The sequence below is a fragment of the Methylobacterium sp. W2 genome (assembly GCF_020662345.1).
Classification (GTDB): Bacteria; Pseudomonadota; Alphaproteobacteria; order Rhizobiales; family Beijerinckiaceae; genus Methylobacterium.
In genome coordinates this window covers 96,417-118,422 of record NZ_VMOA01000015.1, presented here as the reverse complement: position 1 = coordinate 118,422, position 22,006 = coordinate 96,417, and the positions used below count along the sequence as shown (strand labels likewise).

At 65.8% G+C, this 22,006-nt stretch carries 17 protein-coding genes; 7 read left to right on the top strand and 10 right to left on the bottom strand.

Annotated features, from left to right (window positions below):
• Nucleotides 1–1,084: DUF459 domain-containing protein (locus FPV16_RS10950; protein ID WP_227438220.1), on the top strand; the 1,084-nt coding region annotated here is incomplete at its 5' end.
• A 78-nt stretch (nt 1,085–1,162) separates the two neighbouring features.
• Here the strand turns inward: FPV16_RS10950 and FPV16_RS10945 are convergent.
• The 4 genes from FPV16_RS10945 to gltB form a co-directional block, all read right to left on the bottom strand.
• Entirely contained in the window at nt 1,163–2,596 is a 1,434-nt protein-coding gene (locus tag FPV16_RS10945) for a glutamate synthase subunit beta (RefSeq protein ID WP_227438219.1), read from the bottom strand.
• Nucleotides 2,597–2,668: 72 nt separating this feature from the next.
• A complete protein-coding gene (locus FPV16_RS10940) occupies nt 2,669–3,070 on the bottom strand; it encodes a type II toxin-antitoxin system VapC family toxin (RefSeq protein ID WP_227438218.1) in 402 nt (133 codons plus the stop codon).
• The gene (locus FPV16_RS10935; protein ID WP_056140600.1) at nt 3,070–3,300 is read right to left on the bottom strand and encodes a hypothetical protein; all 231 of its coding nucleotides are present in this window, start codon (nt 3,298–3,300) and stop codon (nt 3,070–3,072) included. Before FPV16_RS10935 ends, FPV16_RS10940 begins: the two co-directional genes overlap by 1 nt.
• A gap of 95 nt (nt 3,301–3,395) precedes the next feature.
• Complete coding sequence (gene gltB / locus FPV16_RS10930) at nt 3,396–8,108, bottom strand: glutamate synthase large subunit (RefSeq protein ID WP_227438217.1); 4,713 nt, start codon at nt 8,106–8,108, stop codon at nt 3,396–3,398.
• A gap of 611 nt (nt 8,109–8,719) precedes the next feature.
• Here gltB and FPV16_RS10925 point away from each other — a divergent pair.
• Nucleotides 8,720–9,634: a hypothetical protein gene (locus FPV16_RS10925; RefSeq protein ID WP_227438216.1), complete on the top strand. Its 915-nt coding sequence runs from the start codon at nt 8,720–8,722 to the stop codon at nt 9,632–9,634.
• Nucleotides 9,635–9,723: 89 nt separating this feature from the next.
• Here FPV16_RS10925 and FPV16_RS10920 read toward each other — a convergent pair whose 3' ends face one another.
• The 6 genes from FPV16_RS10920 to FPV16_RS10895 all read right to left on the bottom strand — a co-directional run bounded on the left by FPV16_RS10920 (nt 9,724) and on the right by FPV16_RS10895 (nt 16,878).
• Complete coding sequence (locus FPV16_RS10920) at nt 9,724–10,017, bottom strand: formate dehydrogenase subunit delta (RefSeq protein ID WP_227438215.1); 294 nt, start codon at nt 10,015–10,017, stop codon at nt 9,724–9,726.
• Between the two features lie 43 nt (nt 10,018–10,060).
• A complete protein-coding gene (gene fdhD / locus FPV16_RS10915) occupies nt 10,061–10,924 on the bottom strand; it encodes a formate dehydrogenase accessory sulfurtransferase FdhD (RefSeq protein ID WP_227438214.1) in 864 nt (287 codons plus the stop codon).
• A complete protein-coding gene (gene fdhF / locus FPV16_RS10910; protein WP_227438213.1) occupies nt 10,911–13,772 on the bottom strand; it encodes a formate dehydrogenase subunit alpha in 2,862 nt (953 codons plus the stop codon). Before fdhF ends, fdhD begins: the two co-directional genes overlap by 14 nt.
• A 13-nt stretch (nt 13,773–13,785) precedes the next feature.
• The gene (locus tag FPV16_RS10905) at nt 13,786–15,345 is read right to left on the bottom strand and encodes a formate dehydrogenase beta subunit (protein ID WP_227438212.1); all 1,560 of its coding nucleotides are present in this window, start codon (nt 15,343–15,345) and stop codon (nt 13,786–13,788) included.
• On the bottom strand, nt 15,342–15,815 hold the full coding sequence (locus tag FPV16_RS10900; protein WP_027172195.1) for a formate dehydrogenase subunit gamma: 474 nt from the start codon (nt 15,813–15,815) through the stop codon (nt 15,342–15,344). The genes FPV16_RS10905 and FPV16_RS10900 overlap by 4 nt, the downstream gene beginning before the upstream one ends.
• A gap of 154 nt (nt 15,816–15,969) precedes the next feature.
• Complete coding sequence (locus tag FPV16_RS10895) at nt 15,970–16,878, bottom strand: LysR family transcriptional regulator (RefSeq protein WP_018044995.1); 909 nt, start codon at nt 16,876–16,878, stop codon at nt 15,970–15,972.
• A gap of 425 nt (nt 16,879–17,303) precedes the next feature.
• Between FPV16_RS10895 and coxB the strand changes: the two genes are divergently transcribed.
• From coxB to FPV16_RS10870, 5 genes are all read left to right on the top strand, one after another.
• A complete protein-coding gene (gene coxB, locus FPV16_RS10890) occupies nt 17,304–18,155 on the top strand; it encodes a cytochrome c oxidase subunit II (RefSeq protein WP_027172194.1) in 852 nt (283 codons plus the stop codon).
• Nucleotides 18,156–18,262: 107 nt separating this feature from the next.
• Complete coding sequence (ctaD, locus tag FPV16_RS10885) at nt 18,263–19,891, top strand: cytochrome c oxidase subunit I (RefSeq protein ID WP_227438211.1); 1,629 nt, start codon at nt 18,263–18,265, stop codon at nt 19,889–19,891.
• A 198-nt stretch (nt 19,892–20,089) separates the two neighbouring features.
• On the top strand, nt 20,090–21,052 hold the full coding sequence (locus FPV16_RS10880) for a heme o synthase (protein WP_027172192.1): 963 nt from the start codon (nt 20,090–20,092) through the stop codon (nt 21,050–21,052).
• Nucleotides 21,049–21,222, top strand: coding sequence for a hypothetical protein (locus tag FPV16_RS10875; protein WP_227438226.1), 174 nt, complete (start codon nt 21,049–21,051; stop codon nt 21,220–21,222). Before FPV16_RS10880 ends, FPV16_RS10875 begins: the two co-directional genes overlap by 4 nt.
• 43 nt (nt 21,223–21,265) lie before the next feature.
• Entirely contained in the window at nt 21,266–21,880 is a 615-nt protein-coding gene (locus FPV16_RS10870) for a cytochrome c oxidase assembly protein (protein ID WP_227438210.1), read from the top strand.
• The last annotated feature ends 126 nt before the right edge of the window (nt 21,881–22,006 follow it).

Here is a 22,006-nt window from a genome sequence, read left to right as displayed (position 1 = left end):
CCGCCCCACCCGTCCGCGGCCGCCGACCATTGGGGAGAGCCAGCGCTCCTACACGAAGCGGCCTCGCCCGGCCCCGGTGATCGCCCAGCCGAAGCCGGTTCAGCCCAAAGCGGAGCCGTCGATCCGCATCGCCGTGTTCGGCGATTCCCTGGCGAGCTATCTCGGCCGTGGCCTCGACGACGTGTTCGAGGACAATGCCGATGTGGCGATCCTCGACCGCACGAAGGCCGATAGCGGTCTCGTCCGGAAGGACGTGGTCGACTGGCCGAAGGCGGCGGAGGATTTCCTCAAGACGAGCCCGAAGGTCTCCTATGCCGTGGTAATGCTCGGCGCGAACGATCGCCAGCCCATCCGTGAGGGAACGGAGACTGTGGACCCCGGGACGGAACGCTGGCGCGAGATCTACCGCGACCGCGTGGACGCCCTGGCCAAGGTCTTCGCGAACCAGAAGATTCCGTTGATCTGGGTGGGCGCGCCGCCCATGCGCAGCGAGCCGCTGACGAAAGACATCGCGACGATCAACGATCTGATCCGCGACCGCGTCGCGAAAGCGGGTGGGAACTATGTCGACATCTGGCCGGGCTTCGTCGACGACCGCAACCGCTTCACCATGACCGGCCCCGACCTGGAAGGGCAGGAAGCCAAGCTGCGGACGTCGGACGGCGTGCATTTCACTAAGGCGGGCGCCCGCAAGATCGCGCATTTCGCCGATGTCGAACTCAAACGTCTCATGGGCGCCAACCCCGCGGAGGCGCCGGCCGTCGCGCCCGTGGCGACGGTTCCCGGCCCCCTTCTCGATGACGAGGCGCCGAAACTCGACGATACCGCTGCGATCGACCGCCAGATCACCGCGATGCTGCCGAGCCTGCCGGAGCCTCCCGGCATCCCGGCCCTGCCGGTAAAGCCCGCGTTTGGCCCGGTCCTACCCCTCGGCCGCGCCGAAGTGACCCCCGGCGGCACGCTCATCAGCGGACGGCCGCGCGACGGCGACGCATCGGGGAACGTGGAGCGAGTGCTCCAGCGTGGCTCGGCGCCCATGCCTCAGCCGGGCCGGGCCGACGATTTCAAATGGCCGCCGGGCTGATCCCGGCGTGGCGGCGCCGAGCTCGATAAGAGCTTCAGTCGCCGGGGCCTAGCATTAAGCCGGCCCCGGATCGTTACCTCAGCGCGGCAGGACACTCGATCCCATCAGCGCCTCGTCGATGGAGCGCGCCGCCTGACGGCCTTCGCGGATCGCCCAGACCACGAGAGACTGGCCACGGCGCATGTCGCCGGCGGCATAGATCTTCTCGTTGGACGTCCGGTAATCGAGCTCGTTGGCGGTGACATTGCCGCGCTTGTCCATGACGACGCCGGATTCCTCCAGCAGGCCCTTGCGGAGCGAGCCGGCAAAACCGATGGCGAGGAAGACCAGATCCGCCGGCAGGGTGAACTCGCCGCCGGGGACCGGCTGGCGCTTCTCGTCCACGCGGGTGCAGACGACGCCCGTGAGCTTGCCCTTCTTGTTGCCCTCCAGCCGCAAAGTCGCGGCCTGGAACTCGCGCTCGGCACCTTCCGCCTGGCTCGACGAGGTCCGCATCTTGGTCGGCCAGTAGGGCCAGACCGAGAGCTTGTCCTCGCGCTCGGGCGGGCGCGGCCGGATGTCGAGCTGCGTCACCGACAGGGCGCCCTGGCGGAATGAGGTGCCGACGCAATCCGAAGCCGTATCGCCGCCACCGATCACCACGACGTTCTTGGCGGTGGCGAGGATCGGCAATTCGCCGTTGCCCGGCATCGGCTCGGCGCCGACCCTGCGGTTCGATTGGACGAGGAACGGCATCGCGTAATGCACGCCGGCGAGTTCCTGGCCGGGAAGCTGCGGATTGCGCGGGTCCTCGGCGCCGCCGGCGAAGAGCACCGCGTCGAACTCGGCGGTGAGTTCGTCGAGCGGCTTCGTCACGCCGACATTGACGCCGTAATGGAAGGTCACGCCCTCCGCTTCCATCTGCTTCACGCGCCGGTCGATATGGCGCTTCTCCATCTTAAAATCGGGGATGCCGTAGCGCAGCAGACCGCCGGCCTTCGGCTCGCGCTCGAAGACATGGACGTTATGGCCGACGCGGGCGAGCTGCTGCGCCGCGGCCATTCCGGCCGGTCCGGAACCGATGACGGCGACCTTCTTGCCGGTGCGGGTGGCGGGGATTTCCGGCTTCACCCAGCCGTTGTTCCAGGCGCGGTCGGCGATGGCCTGCTCGATCGTCTTGATCGCGACGGGCTGGTTCTCGAGGTTGAGGGTGCAGGCTTCCTCGCACGGCGCCGGGCAGACGCGGCCGGTGAATTCCGGGAAGTTGTTGGTGGAGTGGAGGTTGCGCGCGGCCTCCTCCCAATCCGATTGGAAAACGAGTTCGTTCCAGTCGGGGATCTGGTTGTGCACGGGGCAACCGGTCGGCCCATGGCAGAACGGGATGCCGCAATCCATGCAGCGCGCCGCCTGCTTCTTCAGGTCGTGCTCATCGAGGGGCAGCGTGAACTCGCGGAAGTGCCGCACGCGGTCCGCTGCGAGCTGATACTTCTGCTCCTGCCGGTCGAACTCGAGGAAACCCGTGATCTTGCCCATGACCTAAAGCCCCACTCACCCAAAGCGCTCCGCACGAAGCGGAGACCAATTCTTCTTTCGCGAGCGAGCTCGCTACGGTCTCAACCAGTTCTCGACGTCGAGCATCGGCACCCACGAGAACTCACCGACATTGTCCGTCACCAAAATACTGCCATCGCAAATCGCGTGCGACGCGATCAGCAGGTCGTTCGCTCCGATCGGTGTTCCAGCCGCCTCGAGAAGTCGGCGCAGTTCGCCATAGGTGTGATCGATGGGCACAGAGAGGGATGCGACGGTGATCGCACCCAAAACCGCATCCACCTGCCGGGTCAGGCGTTCGGATCCTTTTTTTGCAGCACCGAAACGCAGTTCCGAGGCCACCACCACACTCGTATAGACGTTCGACTCCCCCACCCGCGCAATCGTGTCTCGCAAGAGCCCATTGGGAGCGCGAACGAGGGCCGACAGGATGTTCGTGTCGAGCAGGTAGCGCACTAGAGATCAACCGGCTCCGGAAGACGGTCCTCGATCTCGGGCCACGCATCGTCCAGAGGCATGAGGCGCGAAAGGGTCGACAGGAGGGAAAGTTGTCCGACGGCTTCGAGCGTCAGACGGCCGGCCTCCAAGCGAAGGATCGCCTCGTCGCCGGGCAGAGCGAACTCATCCGGGAGCCGGATGGTCTGCTCGTGCCCCTCGCGATGAAGCTTGATCCTCCGTTCGATCATGTATCCCTTCTCCTCAGGCACGGTCCGACGCGAAACGAGTGTCCGCATCGATCCCCTCGACGACGTCGGATCGAAACCGATCCTATGTCTCAGTGCTATTCCGCCGCCACCGGCATCCGCGCCATCTCCATCTCGCGCAGGGCACGGCGGTATTCCACCGGCATGACCTTCACGAACTTAGTGCGGTAGCTGACCCAATCATCGAGGATCGCCTTGGCACGCGGGGAGCCCGTGTACTTGAGGTGATTGGTGATGAGCTGGCTCAGGCGCTCCTCGTCGTGACCGGACATGTCGGCCAGGATGTCGACGCGCCCCTTGGTCTCGAGGTCGCCATCCTGGTGGAAGCGGCGCATGACGTCGTCCTCCTCCTCGATGGGTTCGAGATCGACCATGGAGAGGTTGCAACGGGCGGCAAACGAGCCGTCCGCGTCGAGCACGTAGGCGATGCCGCCCGACATGCCGGCCGCGAAGTTGCGCCCGGTCTCGCCGATGGACACCACGACACCGCCGGTCATGTACTCGCAGCCATGGTCGCCCATGCCTTCGACCACGGTGATGGCACCGGAATTCCGCACGGCGAAACGCTCGCCGGCCGAACCGCGGATGTAGCATTCGCCCGCGATCGCCCCGTAGAGCACCGTGTTGCCGGCCATGATCGTCCGCCCGGCGGGCGACCGCAGCGCGTCGCTCGGGCGAATGATCAGCTTGCCGCCCGACAGCCCCTTGCCGACGTAATCGTTGGCGTGGCCCGTCAGAACCACGGTGATGCCGGCCGCCAACCATGCCCCGAAGCTCTGACCGGCGGTGCCGGCGAGGTTCACCGTGATGGTGTCGTCGGGCAGGCCCTCGTGGCCGTAGCGCTTGGCGACGACGCCGGAGAGCATCGCACCCGCCGTGCGGTCCGAGTTCCTGATGACCTCGTTGAGCACCACCGGCTCGGCGGTCTCGATGGCCGACTTCGCGCCTTCGATGAGGCGACGGTCGAGCACCGTGTCGATCGGATGCTTCTGCTTCTCCGTGTGCCGGATGGCTACGTCGGGGCCGACATCGGGGCGATGGAACAGCTTCGAGAAATCGAGCCCCCGCGCCTTCCAATGGTTGATCACCTCCAGCGTGTCGAGGAAGTCGGAGCGGCCGATGAGGTCTTCGAGCTTGGTGTAGCCCATCGTCGCCATCAGCTCGCGCAACTCCTCCGCCACGAAGAAGAAGTAGTTGACCACGTGCTCGGGCGTGCCCTTGAAGCGCTTGCGCAGGACGGGGTCCTGCGTCGCCACGCCCACCGGACAGGTGTTCAGGTGGCACTTGCGCATCATGATGCAGCCGGCCGCGATGAGCGGCGCAGTGGAGAAGCCGAACTGATCGGCTCCGAGCAGAGCGGCGACGAGAACGTCGCGTCCCGTCCGGATACCGCCATCGGCCTGGAGCACGACACGGCCACGCAGGTGGCTGAGCACCAGGGTCTGCTGGGTCTCCGCGAGACCCGTCTCCCAGGGGCCGCCCGCATGCTTGATCGAGGTCAGCGGCGCGGCGCCGGTGCCGCCGTCGAAGCCCGAGATCGTGATGTGGTCGGCGCGTGCCTTGGCGACGCCGGTGGCGACAGTGCCGACACCGACCTCCGAGACGAGTTTGACAGATACGTCGGCCGCGGGGTTCACGTTCTTCAGGTCGAAGATCAGCTGGGCGAGATCCTCGATCGAGTAAATGTCGTGATGCGGCGGCGGCGAGATCAGGCCGACGCCAGGGGTGGCGTAGCGGACCTTGGCGATCTTGGCATCGACCTTGTGGCCGGGCAGCTGGCCGCCCTCGCCGGGCTTGGCGCCCTGCGAGACCTTGATCTGCATCATGTCGGCATTGACGAGATATTCCGTCGTCACGCCGAAGCGGCCGGAGGCCACCTGCTTGATCGCCGAACGGCGCGAACGACCGTCGGCCATCGGCTTGAAGCGCTCGACCTCCTCGCCGCCCTCGCCCGAATTCGAGCGACCGCCGAACGAGTTCACCGCGATAGCGAGGGTCTCGTGGGCTTCCTTCGAAATTGAGCCGTAGGACATCGCGCCCGTGGCGAACCGCTTGACGATGTCGACGGCCGGCTCGACCTCGGAGATATCGACGGGGGCCCGGCCGAGCTCGGCCGCCTGCTTGATCCGGAACAGGCCGCGGATGGTCTTGAGGTGGTTCTCCTGCTCGTTCACGAGTCGGGCAAACTCGCGGTAGCGCTCGGGCAGGCCGAGGCGCACCGCGTGCTGAAGGGTCGCTACCGAATCCGGCGTCCAGGTATGGCTCTCGCCGCGCAGGCGGTAGGCATACTCGCCGCCGACATCGAGGGCATGGCGGAAAACCGGGGCATCGCCGAACGCGTCGGCATGGCGACGCGCCGTCTCCTCGGCGACCTCGGCCATGCCGATGCCTTCGATGGTGGTCTTGGTGCCGAAGAAGTCGCGGGCGACGAAGGACGAGTTCAGGCCGATCGCGTCGAAGATCTGGGCGCCGCAATAGGATTGATAGGTCGAGATGCCCATCTTGGACATGACCTTGAGCAGGCCCTTATCGATGGACTTGATGTAGCGGTAGACGATCTCGTCGTCGGTGAGATCCGGCGGGAACTCGGCCTTCATCGCGATCACGGTCTCGAAGGCGAGATAGGGGTTGATCGCCTCGGCGCCGTACCCGGCCAGACAGGCGAAGTGATGCACCTCACGCGGCTCGCCGGATTCGACCACGAGACCGACCGAGGTGCGAAGTCCCTTGCGGATTAGGTAGTTGTGCACCGCCGCCGTGGCCAGCAAAGCGGGGATCGCGATGCGATCCGGGCCGACGCCGCGGTCGGTCAAGATGATGATGTTGTAGCCGCCGCGCACCGCCGCCTCGGCCCGGTCGCAGAGCCGGTCGACCGCGCCTTCCATGGCGACGGCGCCGGACTCGGCCGGGAAGGTCATGTCGAGGGTCTTGGTGTCGAAACGGTCCTCGAAATGCGAGATCGAGCGGATCTTCTCGAGATCGCCGTTGGTCAGGATCGGCTGCCGGACCTCGAGACGCTTCTTGCGGGAGGCGCCCTCCATGTCGAGCAGGTTCGGCCGCGGCCCGATGAACGAGACGAGGCTCATCACGGCCTCCTCGCGGATCGGGTCGATCGCCGGATTGGTGACCTGGGCGAAGTTCTGCTTGAAATAGGTGTAGAGGGGCTTGGGCTTGTCGGAGAGGGCCGAGAGCGGGGTATCGGTCCCCATGGAGCCGACCGCCTCCTGGCCGGTGACGGCCATGGGCGCCATCAGCAGCTTGAGGTCTTCCTGGCTGTAGCCGAACGCCTGCTGGCGATCGAGCAGCGACACGTCGGAGCGCGAGGCGCGCGGGATGACGGGCTTCAGGTCCTCAAGCACGATCTGGGTGTTCTTCACCCATTGCGCGTAGGGATTGGCCGCCGCGAGCTCGCTCTTGATCTCCTCGTCGGAGATGATGCGGCCCTTCTGCAGGTCGATGAGCAGCATGCGGCCCGGCTGCAGGCGCCAGGATTCAACAATGCTCTCATCGGGGATCGGCAGCACGCCCATCTCAGAGGCGAGCACGACGAGGCCATCTTCTGTGACGATGTAACGGGCGGGGCGCAGGCCGTTGCGGTCGAGGGTCGCGCCGATCTGGCGGCCGTCGGTGAAGCAGACGGCGGCAGGGCCGTCCCACGGCTCCATCAGCGCGGCGTGATACTCGTAGAACGCCTTGCGCTCCTCACTCATGAGCGGATTGCCGGCCCAGGCCTCCGGGATCAGCATCATCATGGCATGGGCGAGCGAGTAGCCGCCCTGCACGAGGAACTCGAGGGCGTTGTCGAAACAGGCGGTGTCGGACTGGCCCTCGTAGGAGATCGGCCACAGCTTCGAGATGTCGTTGCCGAAGAGGTCGGAATCGACGCTGGCCTGGCGCGCCGCCATCCAGTTCACGTTGCCGCGCAGGGTGTTGATCTCGCCGTTATGGGCGACCATCCGGTAGGGGTGCGAGAGCTGCCAGGTGGGGAAGGTGTTGGTGGCGAAGCGCTGGTGCACGAGGGCGAGGCCCGAGACGTAGCGCTCGTCCTGCAGGTCCTTGAAGTAATGGCCGAGCTGCGTGACCAGGACCATGCCCTTGTAGACGATGGTCCGGGTCGAGACGGAGACCGGATAATAGGCCTTCACGCGCGGATCGTTGAGGCCGTAAACCTTGTTTGAGATCACCTTGCGGGCGATGAACAGGCGACGCTCGAACGCGTCCTCGTCGGTGATCGCGGCCGGACGGCCGATGAAGACCTGCTTGTGATGCGGCTCCGTCTCCTTGACGCGCACGCCGAGGTCGCTGGAATCCACGGGTACGTCGCGCCATCCGAGGAAGGGCAAGCCCTCGTCGTGCAGAGCCTTCTCGACGATCTCCTCGACGATGCGGCGGCCTTCTTCGTCCTTGGGCAGGAAGAACTGTCCGACGCCGTAATGGCCGGGCTCAGGCAAAGCGATGCCGAGGCTCTCGCATTCCTCCTTCAGGAGGAAATGCGGGATGTGAGTGAGGATGCCGCAGCCGTCACCCATCTTCGGATCGGCGCCCACGGCGCCACGATGATCGATGTTCTCGAGGATGAGGAGGCCCTGCGCGACGATGGCATGGGTGCGCCGGTCATGCATGTCCGCAACGAAGCCGACGCCGCAGGCATCGCCCTCGCGGGCGGGATCGTACAGACCCTGCTTGGGCGGGAGAGCGTGATCGCGGACGACGAGCGGCGCGACGCCGTCCCGCGTGGCGGGGATCGGGTTCTGGACGACCCCGGCAACCTCAGATGCGGCCATGTTCATAACCCCTCAGCCTCGTTCGTCCGTGCCCGCATGCGAGCATGTTTCATGCCCGAATGCCATCCGGCACTCAGGCTCCGTCCTCGACGCGGTCGGATTCGGGCAGGGTCTTCGGTGAGGAAGCGCCCGCTCTCCGCGGGCTCAGCGCCGGCTTGAATTCAAGCCGTGCGGGCCCGGATCGCCGCAATGGCGACCGGCTTGGAATCTCGTTTTTTCGTGAGATTCGACACCCGCTCAAGACCTTCCACGTTTCTCGAAGGCACCTCGTCCGCCGAGATCGCTCACCGCCGGACGCCCTGCCGAAAATGGGACAGCCGTACTGTCCTAATTACGGAAGGTGACAGATTTTAAACGCTCCAGCAAGAGGCTCGCGCGCGAGTTGGACAGGTTTGATGCGCCATGCGGCGTCGCGACCGGCCGAGGTGTCCCGTCCATCGCGAAAAGCGGTCGCCCGCGACTTGCCGCGCTTCACCCGCAATCCCGCCCCATTCGGGCGATCTACAGGGCTTGCCAAGCACAAGCGGCATGCGGGGTGATGGACCGCACGGAGACCTCCATAGACCTGCGCCAACAGTGGGCTACGGAACGACGACACATCATCGAGACGAGGCACCATGGAATCGAGCCGCAGGGCGCCTGTGCGCTCCCATACGATCAGCCTGACCATGCTGGCGGGGTTCATCACCCTGTCGGCCCTCGGGACCGGCGCCGCCCAGGCACAGTACGGCTACGAGCCCGATCTGCTCCTTCCCCCCCGCGCCGTGGTCTGGCGCCTCAACGACCGTGGCTTCACAGAGGTGACACGGCCGCGATTCGATGGCCGGGCCTATATCGTCGAAGCGACGGGCCCCTATGGCGACAGGGTTCGGCTGTTCGTGGACGCACGGGACGGCGCCGTGCTCAACCGTCAGCGTCTCGGTGTCCCGATGCAGCCCGCACCGGTTCCGGTCACCCGTCCGGCGGCGCCCGGCTATGGCTGGACCGAGGCGGACGAGCAGCCCCGTCGACCGATGCGCGAGGCGGAACGGCTGGTTCCTCCCGGCAGGATCCCGAACGGAGATGGCATCGGCCGGCAACCGCGCTACGACGTGGCGGTGCGTCCCGAGTCCACCACCCGCGTTGAACCCTCCGACCGCAATCCGTTGGGCCTGAACCCGGATGCCCGCACCGGCGAGGCGAGACGCCCGGCGGAAGCACCGCCTGCCCGCAAAATCACCAGATTGGCCCCGCCGGCGAAACCGGCCGCGCCCCGGCTCGCGCCGGAATCCCCCTCGCCGTCCGCCCCGGACGCAGCGTCCGGCACTCGGACCACCACGCCGCCGGTCGCCGCCATCGAGCAGCCGAAGGCCGAACCATCGACGCCCGCCGCGAATCAGCCCCGCCGCGACGCCGCGCAGGCGCCATCCGCCAAGGCTCAGACCTGGAGCGACCCGCCGGCGGACAGGAAGGCCGTTCGGGTCATCGGCGGCGCAACGGTGGTGCCGGGGTCGACCGACAAGGATCAGCAGGGCGACCGTCCGGCCGAGTAGCCGGCACCTCGATCCCCCACCATTTCGAAGGAAAGCGTCGAGCGAGGAAGGCTCGGCGCTTTTTTGTCAAGCTTGCCCGAAGAGCCGTTTTAGCCGGCGTCGCTGGCGCCTGCACCCTGGAGGTGTGGATCGTTCGTGGCCGCCCGAACTGGGCTGTCGCTCTGGTCGGGGGACGTCGTGATCGCCTTCAGCGCCAGCGGATCGAGACCGCTTCCCTCCGTGGGGCCATGCGCTTCGAGGGCACGCCGCATCTTCGGCGTCCAGAACGCGACGATGTGCTTGTGAATGCCAGCGACCGCCTCGTCATCCGGATAGGATCGGAAGAAGCCGGAGATCTGGTTCGCCATGCGGACGAGCTTGTCGTTGGTGGTCAGGGCGCTCATGGGACTGGCTCTGGTCGACGGGTGAAGGGGGCCGGGTGCGCCTCTAGCGCTCGGCGGCAAGGAGAAGGCGTTCCCGGCCGGTGAAGACCGTGAGGGTGTCCGACCGGGCGATGGCGCAGAGCGTCATGTCGTGCAGGCGCGCCCGGTCGATGGCCAGCGATGTCGGGGCCGAGATCGCCACCAGGACCGCAGCACCGAAGGTCGCGGCCTTCTCGACCATCTCGAACGAGCAGCGGCTGGTGATGACGACGAACCCGCCGCGCGAGTCGGTCCGCTCCCGCATCAGCGCGCCGATCAGCTTGTCGAGCCCGTTATGGCGGCCGACATCCTCGCGCACGGCGAGAAGGTTGCCCCCGAGATCCGCCCAGGCCGCCGCGTGAACCGCGCGGGTGGCATGGTTGATTACCTGCGCGTCGCCCAAGGCGAGCAGAGCCCGCTGGATCGACCCGATCTCAACTTGAGCAGCCTCGTGCACGCGCGGCTCGGCCCTGGGCAGGGATGCGAGATCGTCGATGCCGCAGACACCGCATCCGGTACGCCCGGAGATGGCGCGTTTCCGGGCAAGGTGCTCGCGCAACCGCCCCGGTGCGAGATCAACCACGAGACGAAGACCGCCCTCGCCGTTCTCGACCTCCACCGACCGGATCTCGTCGGCGGCTTCGACGATGCCCTCGGTGAGGCTGAAACCGTAGGCGAAATCGACGAGGTCGGATGGCGTCGTCATCATGACGGCGTAGGGCACGCTGCCATAGACGAGGTTGACCGGCATCTCGACCGCGAGATCGCGATGCCCCTCGCGGGCCGCGGGATCCTCGTAGGCCACGACCAGGGTTGGGACGCGCCGGCTCGTGGGAGCCGACGCATCGTGTTGAGCGATTTCGGATTCGTCTCGTCTACTCGGCAGCATTCAGTTGGGTCGCGATTCTCGTGAGCGAGAAGTCTTCCTCGAAGAACTTCGCCTGCCAATCCGACGGCCGGTTGGTCCGCCGCACCTGCACCGCCGTCACCTTATACTCGGGGCAGTTGGTAGCCCAGTCCGAGAAGTCGGTGGTGATGACGTTGGCGCCGGTCTTAGCGTGGTGGAAGGTGGTGTAGACCACGCCCGGCTGCATCCGCTCGGAGACGATCGCCTTGAGGGCGATGTCGCCGGAGCGGCTCTCCAGGGCCACCAGATCGCCGTGGACGATGCCGCGCACTTCCGCGTCGAACGGGTGGATCTCCAGGACATCCTCCTCGTGCCAGCGCGAGTTCTCCGTGCGGCGGGTCTGCGCGCCGACATTGTACTGCGACAGGATGCGGCCGGTGGTGAGGATGAGCGGGAAGCGCGGGCCGGTGCGCTCCTCGGTGGCCACGTATTCCGTGATCATGAACTTGCCGAGGCCGCGCACGAAGCGGTCGACGTGCATCATCGGCGTGCCGTTGGGGGCGGCGTCGTTGCACGGCCACTGGATCGAGCCGAGTTCGTCGATCTTGGCGAAGCTCACGCCCTTGAAGCTCGGGGTGAGCGAGGCGATCTCGTCCATGATCTCGCTGGGATGCGAGTAGTTCATCGGGTAGCCCAGCGCGTTGGAGAGCAGGATCGTGCCCTCCCAATCGCCGTAGCCGGCCAGCGGCGGCATCACCTTGCGCACGCGGCTGATACGCCGCTCGGCATTGGTGAAGGTGCCGTCCTTCTCGAGGAACGACGCGCCCGGCAGGAAGACGTGGGCGTACTTGGCCGTCTCGTTCAGGAAGATGTCCTGCACGACGATGCATTCCATCGCCATCAGGCCGGCGGTGACGTGGTGCGTGTCCGGATCGGACTGGGCGATGTCCTCGCCCTGGATGTACATGCCCTTGAAGGCACCATCGACGGCCTCGTCGAGCATGTTGGTGATGCGCAGGCCCGGATCCTTGTCGAGCTGGACGCCCCACAGGGATTCGAAGGTCTCGCGGGTGGCATCGTCCGAGACGTGTCGGTAGCCCGGCAGCTCGTGCGGGAACGAGCCCATGTCGCAGGAGCCCTGGACGTTGTTCTGTCCGCGCAGCGGGTTCACGCCGGCGCCCAGCATGCCGATATTGCCGGTGGCCATGGCGATGTTGGCCATGCCCATGACCATGGTCGAACCCTGGCTGTGCTCGGTGACGCCGAGACCGTAATAGATGCCCGCAGCCCCGCCGGTGGCGTAGAGGCGGGCGGCGCCCCGGATGTCCTCGGGATTCACGCCGATTTTGTCGGCCTGGGCCTCGGGCGAGTGACGCTCCTCAGCAATGAATCGAGCCCAGGATTCGAAGTCGCCGAGGTCGCAGCGCTCGCGGACATAGGCCTCGTCGATGAGCCCTTCCGTGACGATGACGTGAGCCATGGCGTTGATGAAGGCGACGTTGGAGCCGGGCTTCAGCGGCAGGTGGTAATCGGCCTCGATATGGGGCGACTTCACGAGGTCGATCCTGCGCGGATCGGCGACGATGAGCTTGGCGCCCTCACGCAAACGCTTCTTCATCCGCGATCCGAAGACCGGATGGCCGTCCGTCGGGTTCGCACCGATGACGAGGATCACGTCGGAATGCGCCACCGAGGCGAAGTCCTGGGTGCCGGCCGAAGTGCCGAGCGTCGACATCAGGCCGTAGCCGGTGGGCGAGTGGCAGACCCGGGCGCAGGTATCGACGTTGTTGTTGCCGAAGGCGGCGCGCACGAGTTTCTGGACGAGGTAGGCTTCCTCGTTGGTGCAACGCGACGAGGTGATGCCGCCCACCGAATCCTTACCGTACTGGGCCTGGATGCGCTTGAACTCGGACGCCGCGCGGTCGATCGCGACCTCCCACGACACTTCCTGCCAGGGGTCCGTGATCTTGTCGCGGATCATCGGCTTGGTGATGCGGTCCTTATGGGTCGCGTAGCCGTAAGCGAAGCGGCCCTTGACGCAGCTATGGCCCTCGTTGGCCTTGCCATCCTTGTAGGGGACCATGCGGACGATGCGGGTGCCCTGCATCTCGGCCTTGAACGAGCAGCCGACACCGCAATAGGCGCAGGTGGTGACTTCGGAATGGTCCGGCTGACCGTGCTCGATGATCGACTTCTCCTGCAACGTCGCCGTGGGGCAGGCCTGGACGCAGGCGCCGCAGGACACGCATTCGGAGTTGAAGAAGTCGGTGGGGCCGGCGGCGACGCGGCTGTCGAAGCCACGGCCCGAGATCGTCAGGGCGAAAGTGCCTTGCGTCTCCTCGCAGGCGCGGACGCAGCGGTTGCAGACGATGCACTTCGAGGGATCGTAGGTGAAGTACGGGTTGGATGTGTCCTTGGCCAAGTACTGGTCCGAGGACGGCTTGACGTGGTTGGCACCGTCATAGCCGTAGCGCACGTCGCGCAGGCCGACCGCGCCAGCCATGTCCTGCAATTCGCAATCGCCATTGGCGGCGCAGGTCAGGCAGTCGAGGGGGTGGTCGGAGATGTAGAGCTCCATCACGCCCTTGCGGAGCTTGGCGAGCTTGTCCGTCTGGGTCGAAACCACCATGCCGTTCTCGGCCGGGGTGGTGCAGGAGGCGGGCGTGCCGCGCCGCCCCTCGATCTCCACGAGGCAGAGGCGACAGGAGCCGAAGGCTTCCAGCGAATCGGTGGCGCAGAGCTTGGGGATCTGCGTGCCGGCGTGCATCGCCGCCGCCATCACCGAGGTGCCGGCAGGAACGGTGACGTTCATGCCGTCGATGGTGAGGGTGACGGTCTGCTCGTTCACCCGGATCGGGGTGCCGTAATCGATCTCTTTGATGAGGGCCATGGGTCGCGCCTCCTTATTCAGCGGCCACGGACATCGGTCCGCGCTGCTGGAAATCCTCGGGGAAATGGGTGATCGCGCTCATGACGGGCATCGGCGTGAGCCCGCCCATGGCGCAGAGCGACCCATCGGTCATGACGTCGCAAAGGTCGGCCACGACGGCGAGATTCTCGGTGGGACGGATGCCGGCGATGACCTTGTCCATGGTCTCGACGCCGCGCGTCGCGCCGATGCGGCAGGGGGTACACTTGCCGCAGGATTCCACCGCGCAGAACTCGAAGGCGAAGCGGGCCTGCTTGGCCATGTCCACGGTGTCGTCGAACACCACGATGCCGCCATGGCCGACGAGGCCCTTCTTGGCCGCCATCGCTTCGTAATCCAGCGGCGTATCGAGGAGATGGTCGGGGAAGTAGGCCCCGAGCGGGCCGCCGACCTGGACCGCCCGGACGGGACGGCCGCTCTGCGTACCACCGCCGAAATCCTCGATGATCTCGCGCAGGGTGATGCCGAAGGCGAACTCGATGAGGCCACCATGCTTGATGTTGCCGGCGAGCTGGATCGCCAAAGTGCCCAGCGAGCGGCCCATGCCGTAATCGGCATAGGCCTTGGCGCCGTGCTCCAGGATGTAGGGCACGGCGGTGAAGGTCATCACGTTGTTGACGAGCGTCGGCTGGCCGAGGAAGCCCTTCAGCGCCGGGATCGGCGGCTTGGCGCGCACGATGCCGCGACGGCCCTCCAGACTCTCCAGCAGCGAGGTCTCCTCGCCGCAGATATAGGCGCCCGCCCCTAAGCGCACTTCGAGGTGGAAGGCCTTGCCCGAGCCCGCCACGTTGGCGCCGAGATAACCGGCGGCATTGGCGTTGACGATCGCTTCCTTCAGCGTCGCGAAGGCCTGGGGATATTCCGAGCGCAGGTAGATGTAGCCCCGCGTGGCGCCCGTCGCGATGCCCGCGATGGTCATGCCCTCGATGAGGTTGAAGGGATCGCCCTCCATCATCATGCGGTCGGCGAAGGTGCCGGAATCGCCCTCGTCGGCGTTGCAGACCACGTATTTCTGCTCGGACTGGGCGAGCATCACCGTGTTCCACTTGATGCCGGCGGGGAAGCCGGCACCGCCGCGACCGCGCAGACCGGAATCGCGCACCTGCGCCACGATGCCGGCGGCATCGAGCTTCAGCGCGGCGTCCAACCCGTTATAGCCGCCATGCGCCCGGTAATCCTCCACCGAGACGGGATCGATCACGCCGCAGCGATGGAAGGTCAGGCGCTGCTGTCGAGCGAAGTAAGGCATCTCCTCGGGCTTGCCGAGACGAAGGGCATGCTCACCGCCGTTCACAAGGCCGGCGTCGAGGAGGCTGTCGACATCGCCGGGAGTGACGGGACCGTAGGCGATGCGGCCCTCCGGGGTCGCGACCTCGACCATGGGCTCCAGCCACAGCATCCCGCGCGAACCCGTGCGGACGATGGTGACGTCGAGGCCGCGGCGCTCGGCACCGGCAAAGATCGCGCGGGCCACACGGTTGGCGCCGAGACCGAGGGCGACGGCGTCGCGCGGGACATAGATGGTGATGCTCACGACTTCATCTCCGTGAGGGCCGATTCCAGGGAGTCGGCGGTGAGGCGCGCGAGCGGCTCGTCGTCGACCAGAGCGCCCGGACCGTTGGCGCAGAGGCCGAGGCAATAGACTGGCTCCACGGTGATCTGACCGTCCGGCGTCGTCCCGTGCCAATCGATGCCGAGGCGGGCGAGGATGTCGGCGTGGAGCGCATCCGAGCCCATGGCCTGGCAAGCCTCGGCCCGGCACAGCTTCACCTGGTGCCGGCCGGAGGGAGCGCGGCGGAAGTCGTGATAAAAGGTGATGCAGCCGTGGACCTCGGCGCGGGACAGGTTCAGCGCATCCGCGATCAGCGGCACCGCACCCTCGTCGACGTAGCCGAAGGTCTCCTGCAAGGCGTGGAGAATGGGGAGCGTGGCGCCTTCGAGATGCGTATGGTCGGCGATGATGCCGGCCGCACGCTGCGCGCTCCAGGGCTCGTGCTGCAGCATTGTTCCTACCCGGTGAACTTCTTCTCGTTCCAAGGTGGTATATCTCCGACCGTGAATCAATCGCGCGGTTCGGTCGTTCGACAATGCTTTTTTGTTATAATTCTATTGTGCACTGCAAAAGGGCAGTGTGACGAGTGAGTTGAGAGGAAGAGATTTAGAGCGAAGCGATGTCGTCGGCGACGGTCGGGGCGATCGCCTGGGCCTCGACGATGAGGGCGGCGCAGAGAGGCGTCATGGGGTCCCGTTCCGGCACCACGAGCCCGATCATATGGCTGACGTCGGGCTCCCCGATCGGGACGGAACGGACTCGCTCGCTCAGGCGGAAGCTGTCGGCGAGGACCGCCGGCATCACGCTCGCCCATTTCGCGGTGCGGACATGGGTGAGCAGCACGATCATCGAGTTCGACTGAAGCAGGGGCGCGGCGTCCCGCCCGGCATTGTGGAGATGGCCGTCGATGATGCGGCGGTTCTGCATGTCCGGCGTGAGCAGGCACAGGGGCAGACGACCGACCTCCTCCCAGCTGACCGAATCCCTCTTGCCGTAGACGCCGTCGATGGCCGTGAGCAGGCGGTAGCGCTCGCGGTAGAGCGGCACCGCGATGACCTTCCCGAGCGGCTCGTTCTCCAGATAGGTGATTCCGGCATCGATCTCGTGGTCGGCGATCAGCCGGCCGATCTCGCCGGAGGTCGTCGAGTGGACGGAGAACCGCACGTCGGGGTGGCGGGCACGGAAGGGCGTGGTCAACGAGGCGACGATGGGCGTCGCGGTGGGAACCGCAGCGAGCCGCAGGGTACCGGACAGCCCCCGGCGCAAGCTGGCGACTTCCTCCCGCATGGCGCGCGCGTCGCCGACGATCCGGCGCGCCCAATCGAGGACGCGCTCGCCTTCGGGGGTGAACCCCTGGAAGCGCGATCCGCGCTCCACCAGCAGGACGCCGAGCCGCTCTTCGAGCTGCTTCACCCCGGCCGAGAGGGTTTGCTGAGACACGTTGCAGAATTGCGCCGCCCGGCCGAAATGCCGCTCGCGGGCCAGGGCAAGGAGGAATTCGAGACGCTCGATCACCGCCGGGACCTTGTCGTGTTCATCCCGAAATCCGGCCTCCGGCGCGTTCGACACTTGGCGTGAGCAAGGCATCCCCGCATAGGATCAGGCCCTCTCCATAGCGGGAACGGCGCTATACTGGCGAGGGATTCAGCCCCGAGGACGGCGGTAAGATCAATTTAAGTTCGCCGCCCGGCAAAATCACTTTGAACCCCGCCGGTCATTCGGGCTCGCCTGAGCCTGGACTAAGGGGAAAGCTCCATCCATGCGACGCTGTTGCGGTTGCGCCGCCGACCTCCATGTGGTCTGACACCGGCAATGCCGGCCCGAATTTCGTGATCGAGGCTTGCCTTTCCCGTTGAGCGAGGACTTGCGCGCGACGTCAAAAGTCGCAAGACGCTGCGGGACGACGTAGAACGATACCAAAGGGGAGCCACGAGAGGCACATGCGGACCACGCAGGCGCAACACCGGTCATCATGGGGACTTGCTGCGGGCGCTCTTGCTGCGCTCGGCACCACCCTCGTTTCTACAGCCGCTCTGGCGGCCGGCATCGGCCAGCCCGAGCCGTGGCAGATGGACCGTCAGGTCGCCGTCACCGAGAACGCGCGGGACATCCACACGTTCGAGCAGGGGATGCATTGGCTCTCTTTCGGCATCTCGGCCTTCGTGCTGGGCCTGATCGTCTACTGCATCTTCAAGTTCAACGCGAAGGCGAACCCGGTCCCGTCCAAGACCACCCATAACACCATGATCGAAATCGCCTGGACCATCGTCCCGGTGCTGATCCTGGTGGCGGTCGCCATCCCCTCGTTCCGCCTGCTGCGCACCCAGCTCTCCGACCCGAAGGCCGACGTCATCATCAAGGTGATCGGCCATGCCTGGTACTGGTCCTACGAATACCCGGCCGTGGAGAATGGCGGCGGCTTCACCTTCGACGCCAACATCGACGAAGAGAAGCAGCCCAAGCTTCTGGGCACCGACAACGACATGGTCGTTCCGGTGAACAAGATCGTGAAGATCCAGGTGACCGCGGCCGACGTGCTGCATTCCTGGGCGATGCCGTCCTTCGGCTTCAAGATCGACGCGATCCCCGGCCGCCTGAACCAGTTCTGGTTCAAGGCCGAGCGCGAGGGCACCTATCACGGCCAGTGCTCGGAACTTTGCGGCGCCCGCCATGCCTACATGCCCATCACCGTCCAGGTCGTGAGCGACGAGGCCTATGCCGCCTGGCTCGCCGAGGGGAAGACCAAGTTCGCCCGCCTCGACGACGGTTCGAAGTTCGCAGAAGCCAAGTAGCGGCTCTTTCCGGCGCCGCCCGACGGCACCGGCTGGACCGGCCCCTGATCGGGCCGGTTCATTCGCAAATCGAGAGATTTAGAGAAACCTGAACAGGGTCTGCAACGATGGCAACCGCCACAGCACAATCAGGGCATCACGACGCCCACGCCTCCCATACGCCGTCCTTCTTCGCCCGTTGGTTCCTGTCGACCAACCATAAGGACATCGGCACGCTCTACCTCCTGTTCGCGTTCTGCGCGGGCATCATCGGCGCGTTCCTCTCCTTCGGCATCCGCATGGAGATGGAAGAGCCCGGCCTGCAGTACTTCTCGAATCCCGGCACCTACAATGTGTTCGTGACCGGCCACGGTCTCATCATGGTGTTCTTCATGGTGATGCCGGCGCTCATTGGCGGCTTCGGCAACTGGTTCGTCCCGCTCATGATCGGCGCGCCCGACATGGCGTTCCCGCGCATGAACAACATCTCGTTCTGGCTCACCGTCGCCGGCTTCGCGAGCCTCGTCTGCTCGCTGTTCGTCGAAGGCGCCCCCGGAACCAGCGGTGCCGGCACCGGCTGGACCGTCTACCCGCCGCTCTCCACGTCCGGCCATCCCGGCCCGTCAGTGGATTTCGCGATCTTCGCCCTCCACCTTTCGGGCGCCGGCTCGATCCTCGGCGCCATCAACTTCATCACCACGATCCTGAACATGCGCGCGCCGGGCATGACCCTGCACAAGATGCCGCTGTTCGCCTGGGCCGAGCTGGTGACCGCGTTCCTGCTGCTCCTGTCGCTCCCGGTCCTCGCCGGCGCGATCACGATGCTGCTCACCGACCGCAACTTCGGCACGACCTTCTTCGATCCGGCCGGCGGTGGTGATCCGGTGCTCTATCAGCACCTGTTCTGGTTCTTCGGCCACCCCGAAGTCTACATCATGATCCTGCCGGCCTTCGGCATCGTCTCCCACATCATCTCGACCTTCTCGCGCAAGCCGGTGTTCGGCTACCTCGCCATGGCCTACGCCATGGTCGCCATCGGCGTCGTCGGCTTCGTCGTGTGGGCTCACCACATGTACACGGTCGGCCTGTCGCTCCAGACGCAATCCTACTTCGTCTTCGCCACCATGGTCATCGCGGTGCCCACCGGCGTGAAGATCTTCTCCTGGATCGCCACGATGTGGGGCGGCTCGATCCGCTTCACCGCGGCCATGCACTGGGCCGTCGGCTTCATCTTCCTGTTCACCGTCGGCGGCGTCACCGGCGTCGTGCTGGCGAATTCGGCGGTCGATAAGTACCTGCACGACACCTATTACGTCGTCGCCCACTTCCACTACGTGCTGTCGCTCGGCGCCGTGTTCATCATCTTCGCCGGTGTCTACTACTGGTTCCCGAAGATGACCGGCTACGTCATCCCGGAATGGGCCGGCAAGCTGCACTTCTGGCTGGCCTTCATCGGCGCGAACATCCTGTTCTTCCCGATGCACTTCCTCGGTCTCGCCGGCATGCCGCGTCGCTACGCTGACTATCCGGAAGCCTTCGCCGGCTGGCACAAGGTCTCCACCTGGGGCGGGCACATTTTCGCTCTCGGCATGGTGGTGTTCTTCATCGGCGTCGTCCTCGCCTTCCGGTCTAAGGTCCGCGCCGCCGACAATCCCTGGGGCGAAGGCGCCACCACCCTCGAGTGGACGCTGTCCTCGCCGCCGCCCTTCCACCAGTTCGAGACGCTGCCGACCATCGTCGACGACCACGGTCACTAAGACGCTGCCGTCTCCACGATCGCGATCGCCTTCGAAATTGCGATTGTTCTAAAATGACACTAGGGATTGCGAGGATCGCGCGAGCGGTCCTCGCTCTTTACCGGATGCCCCTCTTCACCGAGCGACATCCCGCAAAGGGCGGCGCCAGAGACGGCGTGATCCGAATTCCGGCCATACCGACAACAGTATCGGGACCCCATGACGAGCCTGTCGAACAGCGTCTCCGCTGCCGCCGAGCCGCACGATTTCGCGCCGACCCCGATGATGGTCGGTGGTGAGGTCGCGGATTTCTTCGCACTCCTGAAGCCGCGCGTGATGGTACTGGTGATCTTCACCGCCCTCGTCGGCATGGTGGTCTCGCACGTTCACATCCAGCCCGTCGTCGGCGTGATCTCGCTCCTGATGATCGCGGTGGGTGCCGGCGCCTCCGGCTGCCTCAACATGTGGTGGGACGCCGATATCGACGCGGTCATGACCCGCACGGCGACCCGCCCGATTCCCGGCGGCCGCATCCAGCCCGGCGAGGCTCTCGCTTTCGGCATCGTCCTGTCCGTGGGCTCGGTGCTGGTGCTCGGCCTCGCCTCGAACTGGCTCGCCGCCTCGCTCCTGGCCTTCACGATCGTCTTCTATGCCGTCGTCTATTCCATGTGGCTGAAGCGGGCGACGCCGCAGAACATCGTCATCGGCGGCGCCGCCGGCGCCCTGCCCCCGATGATCGGTCAAGCCGCCGTGTCGGGTTCGGTGGGCATCGAATCGACGATCCTGTTCCTCATCATCTTCATCTGGACGCCGCCGCATTTCTGGGCGCTGGCCCTGATCAAGGCCGGCGAATACGCCAAGGCGGGCATCCCGATGATGCCCAACGTCGCCGGGCCGCAATCCACACGCCGCCAGATCATCTACTACTCGATCGTGCTGTTCCCGGTGGGCCTCGCCCCGGTGTTCCTCGGTTTCGGCGGATGGCTCTACGGCGTCACCGCCTTCATCGGCGGCCTCGGAATGCTGGCCTTCAGCGTCCATGTCTACCGCAACCGCGAGGGCGAGGCGGAGCGCAAGGCCGCGCTCGGCATGTTCGGCTTCTCGATCCTCTACCTGTTCCTGCTGTTCTCAGCGGTCCTGGCCGAGCAGGGCCTCGGGCTCTACCGCGCGGTGCTCGCGTGACCGCGATGCCGGAGAAATCCACGCCGCCGCGGCGTCTGACGCCCGAGGAGCAGCAGCGCCAGCGCAGGCGTTCCATCGCCATCGCCACGGTTCTGTTCGTGCTCGTGGCAATCTTCTATGCCCTGACCATCGCCAAGCTCGGACCGCAGATCCTCAATCGCCCGCTGTGACCCGATCGACCGAACGGTTCAGCGAAGAGAGTCGGACGTCATCATGACCGACATGCCAACCAAGCGAAGCAGCACGCCGAACCGCAAGGCTTCGGTCACCGCCCTCGCCTGTGCGGGTCTGGCAGTGGGGATGGTCGGCCTCGCCTTCGCGTCGGCGCCGCTCTACGACATGTTCTGCAAGGCCACCGGCTATGACGGCACGCCTCGGGTCGGGCTCGCTCCGACACAGGTCGCCGTGGACGACAGCATGGTGGTCCATTTCGACACCAACGTCGCTTCGACCCTGCCCTGGCGCTTCGTCGCCGAAACGCCGAAGATCGAGGCGCGTCTGGGCGAGACGAAGACCGTATTCTTCCGTGTCAAGAATACGGGCACGACCCCCTCGACGGGGATCGCGACCTACAATGTCCAGCCGGGGCTGATGGGCAGCTTCTTCGTGAAGATCCAGTGCTTCTGCTTCAATGAGCAGACGCTGCAGCCCGGCGAGACGATGGACTTCCCGGTGGTGTTCTACATCGATCCGACCGTGCGCGCCGATTCGAACACGGCGCACCTCCAGGAACTCACCCTCTCCTACACCTACTTCGCGTCGAAGAACGGCCAGCCCTCGGCCGCCCTCGCGACGACGGACGGCAAGGGTGCGAAAACCAATTTTTGAGGCCGTCGCATAATTTGGCGGGACGCGTTTTCGACGCGCCGGATTTTTTGCGGTCTCAAGCGTGACAACACTGCGCCGTCCCGATTAAGGGTTCCGGTGTAGCCGAACGTTCAGAAGGTCAAAGCC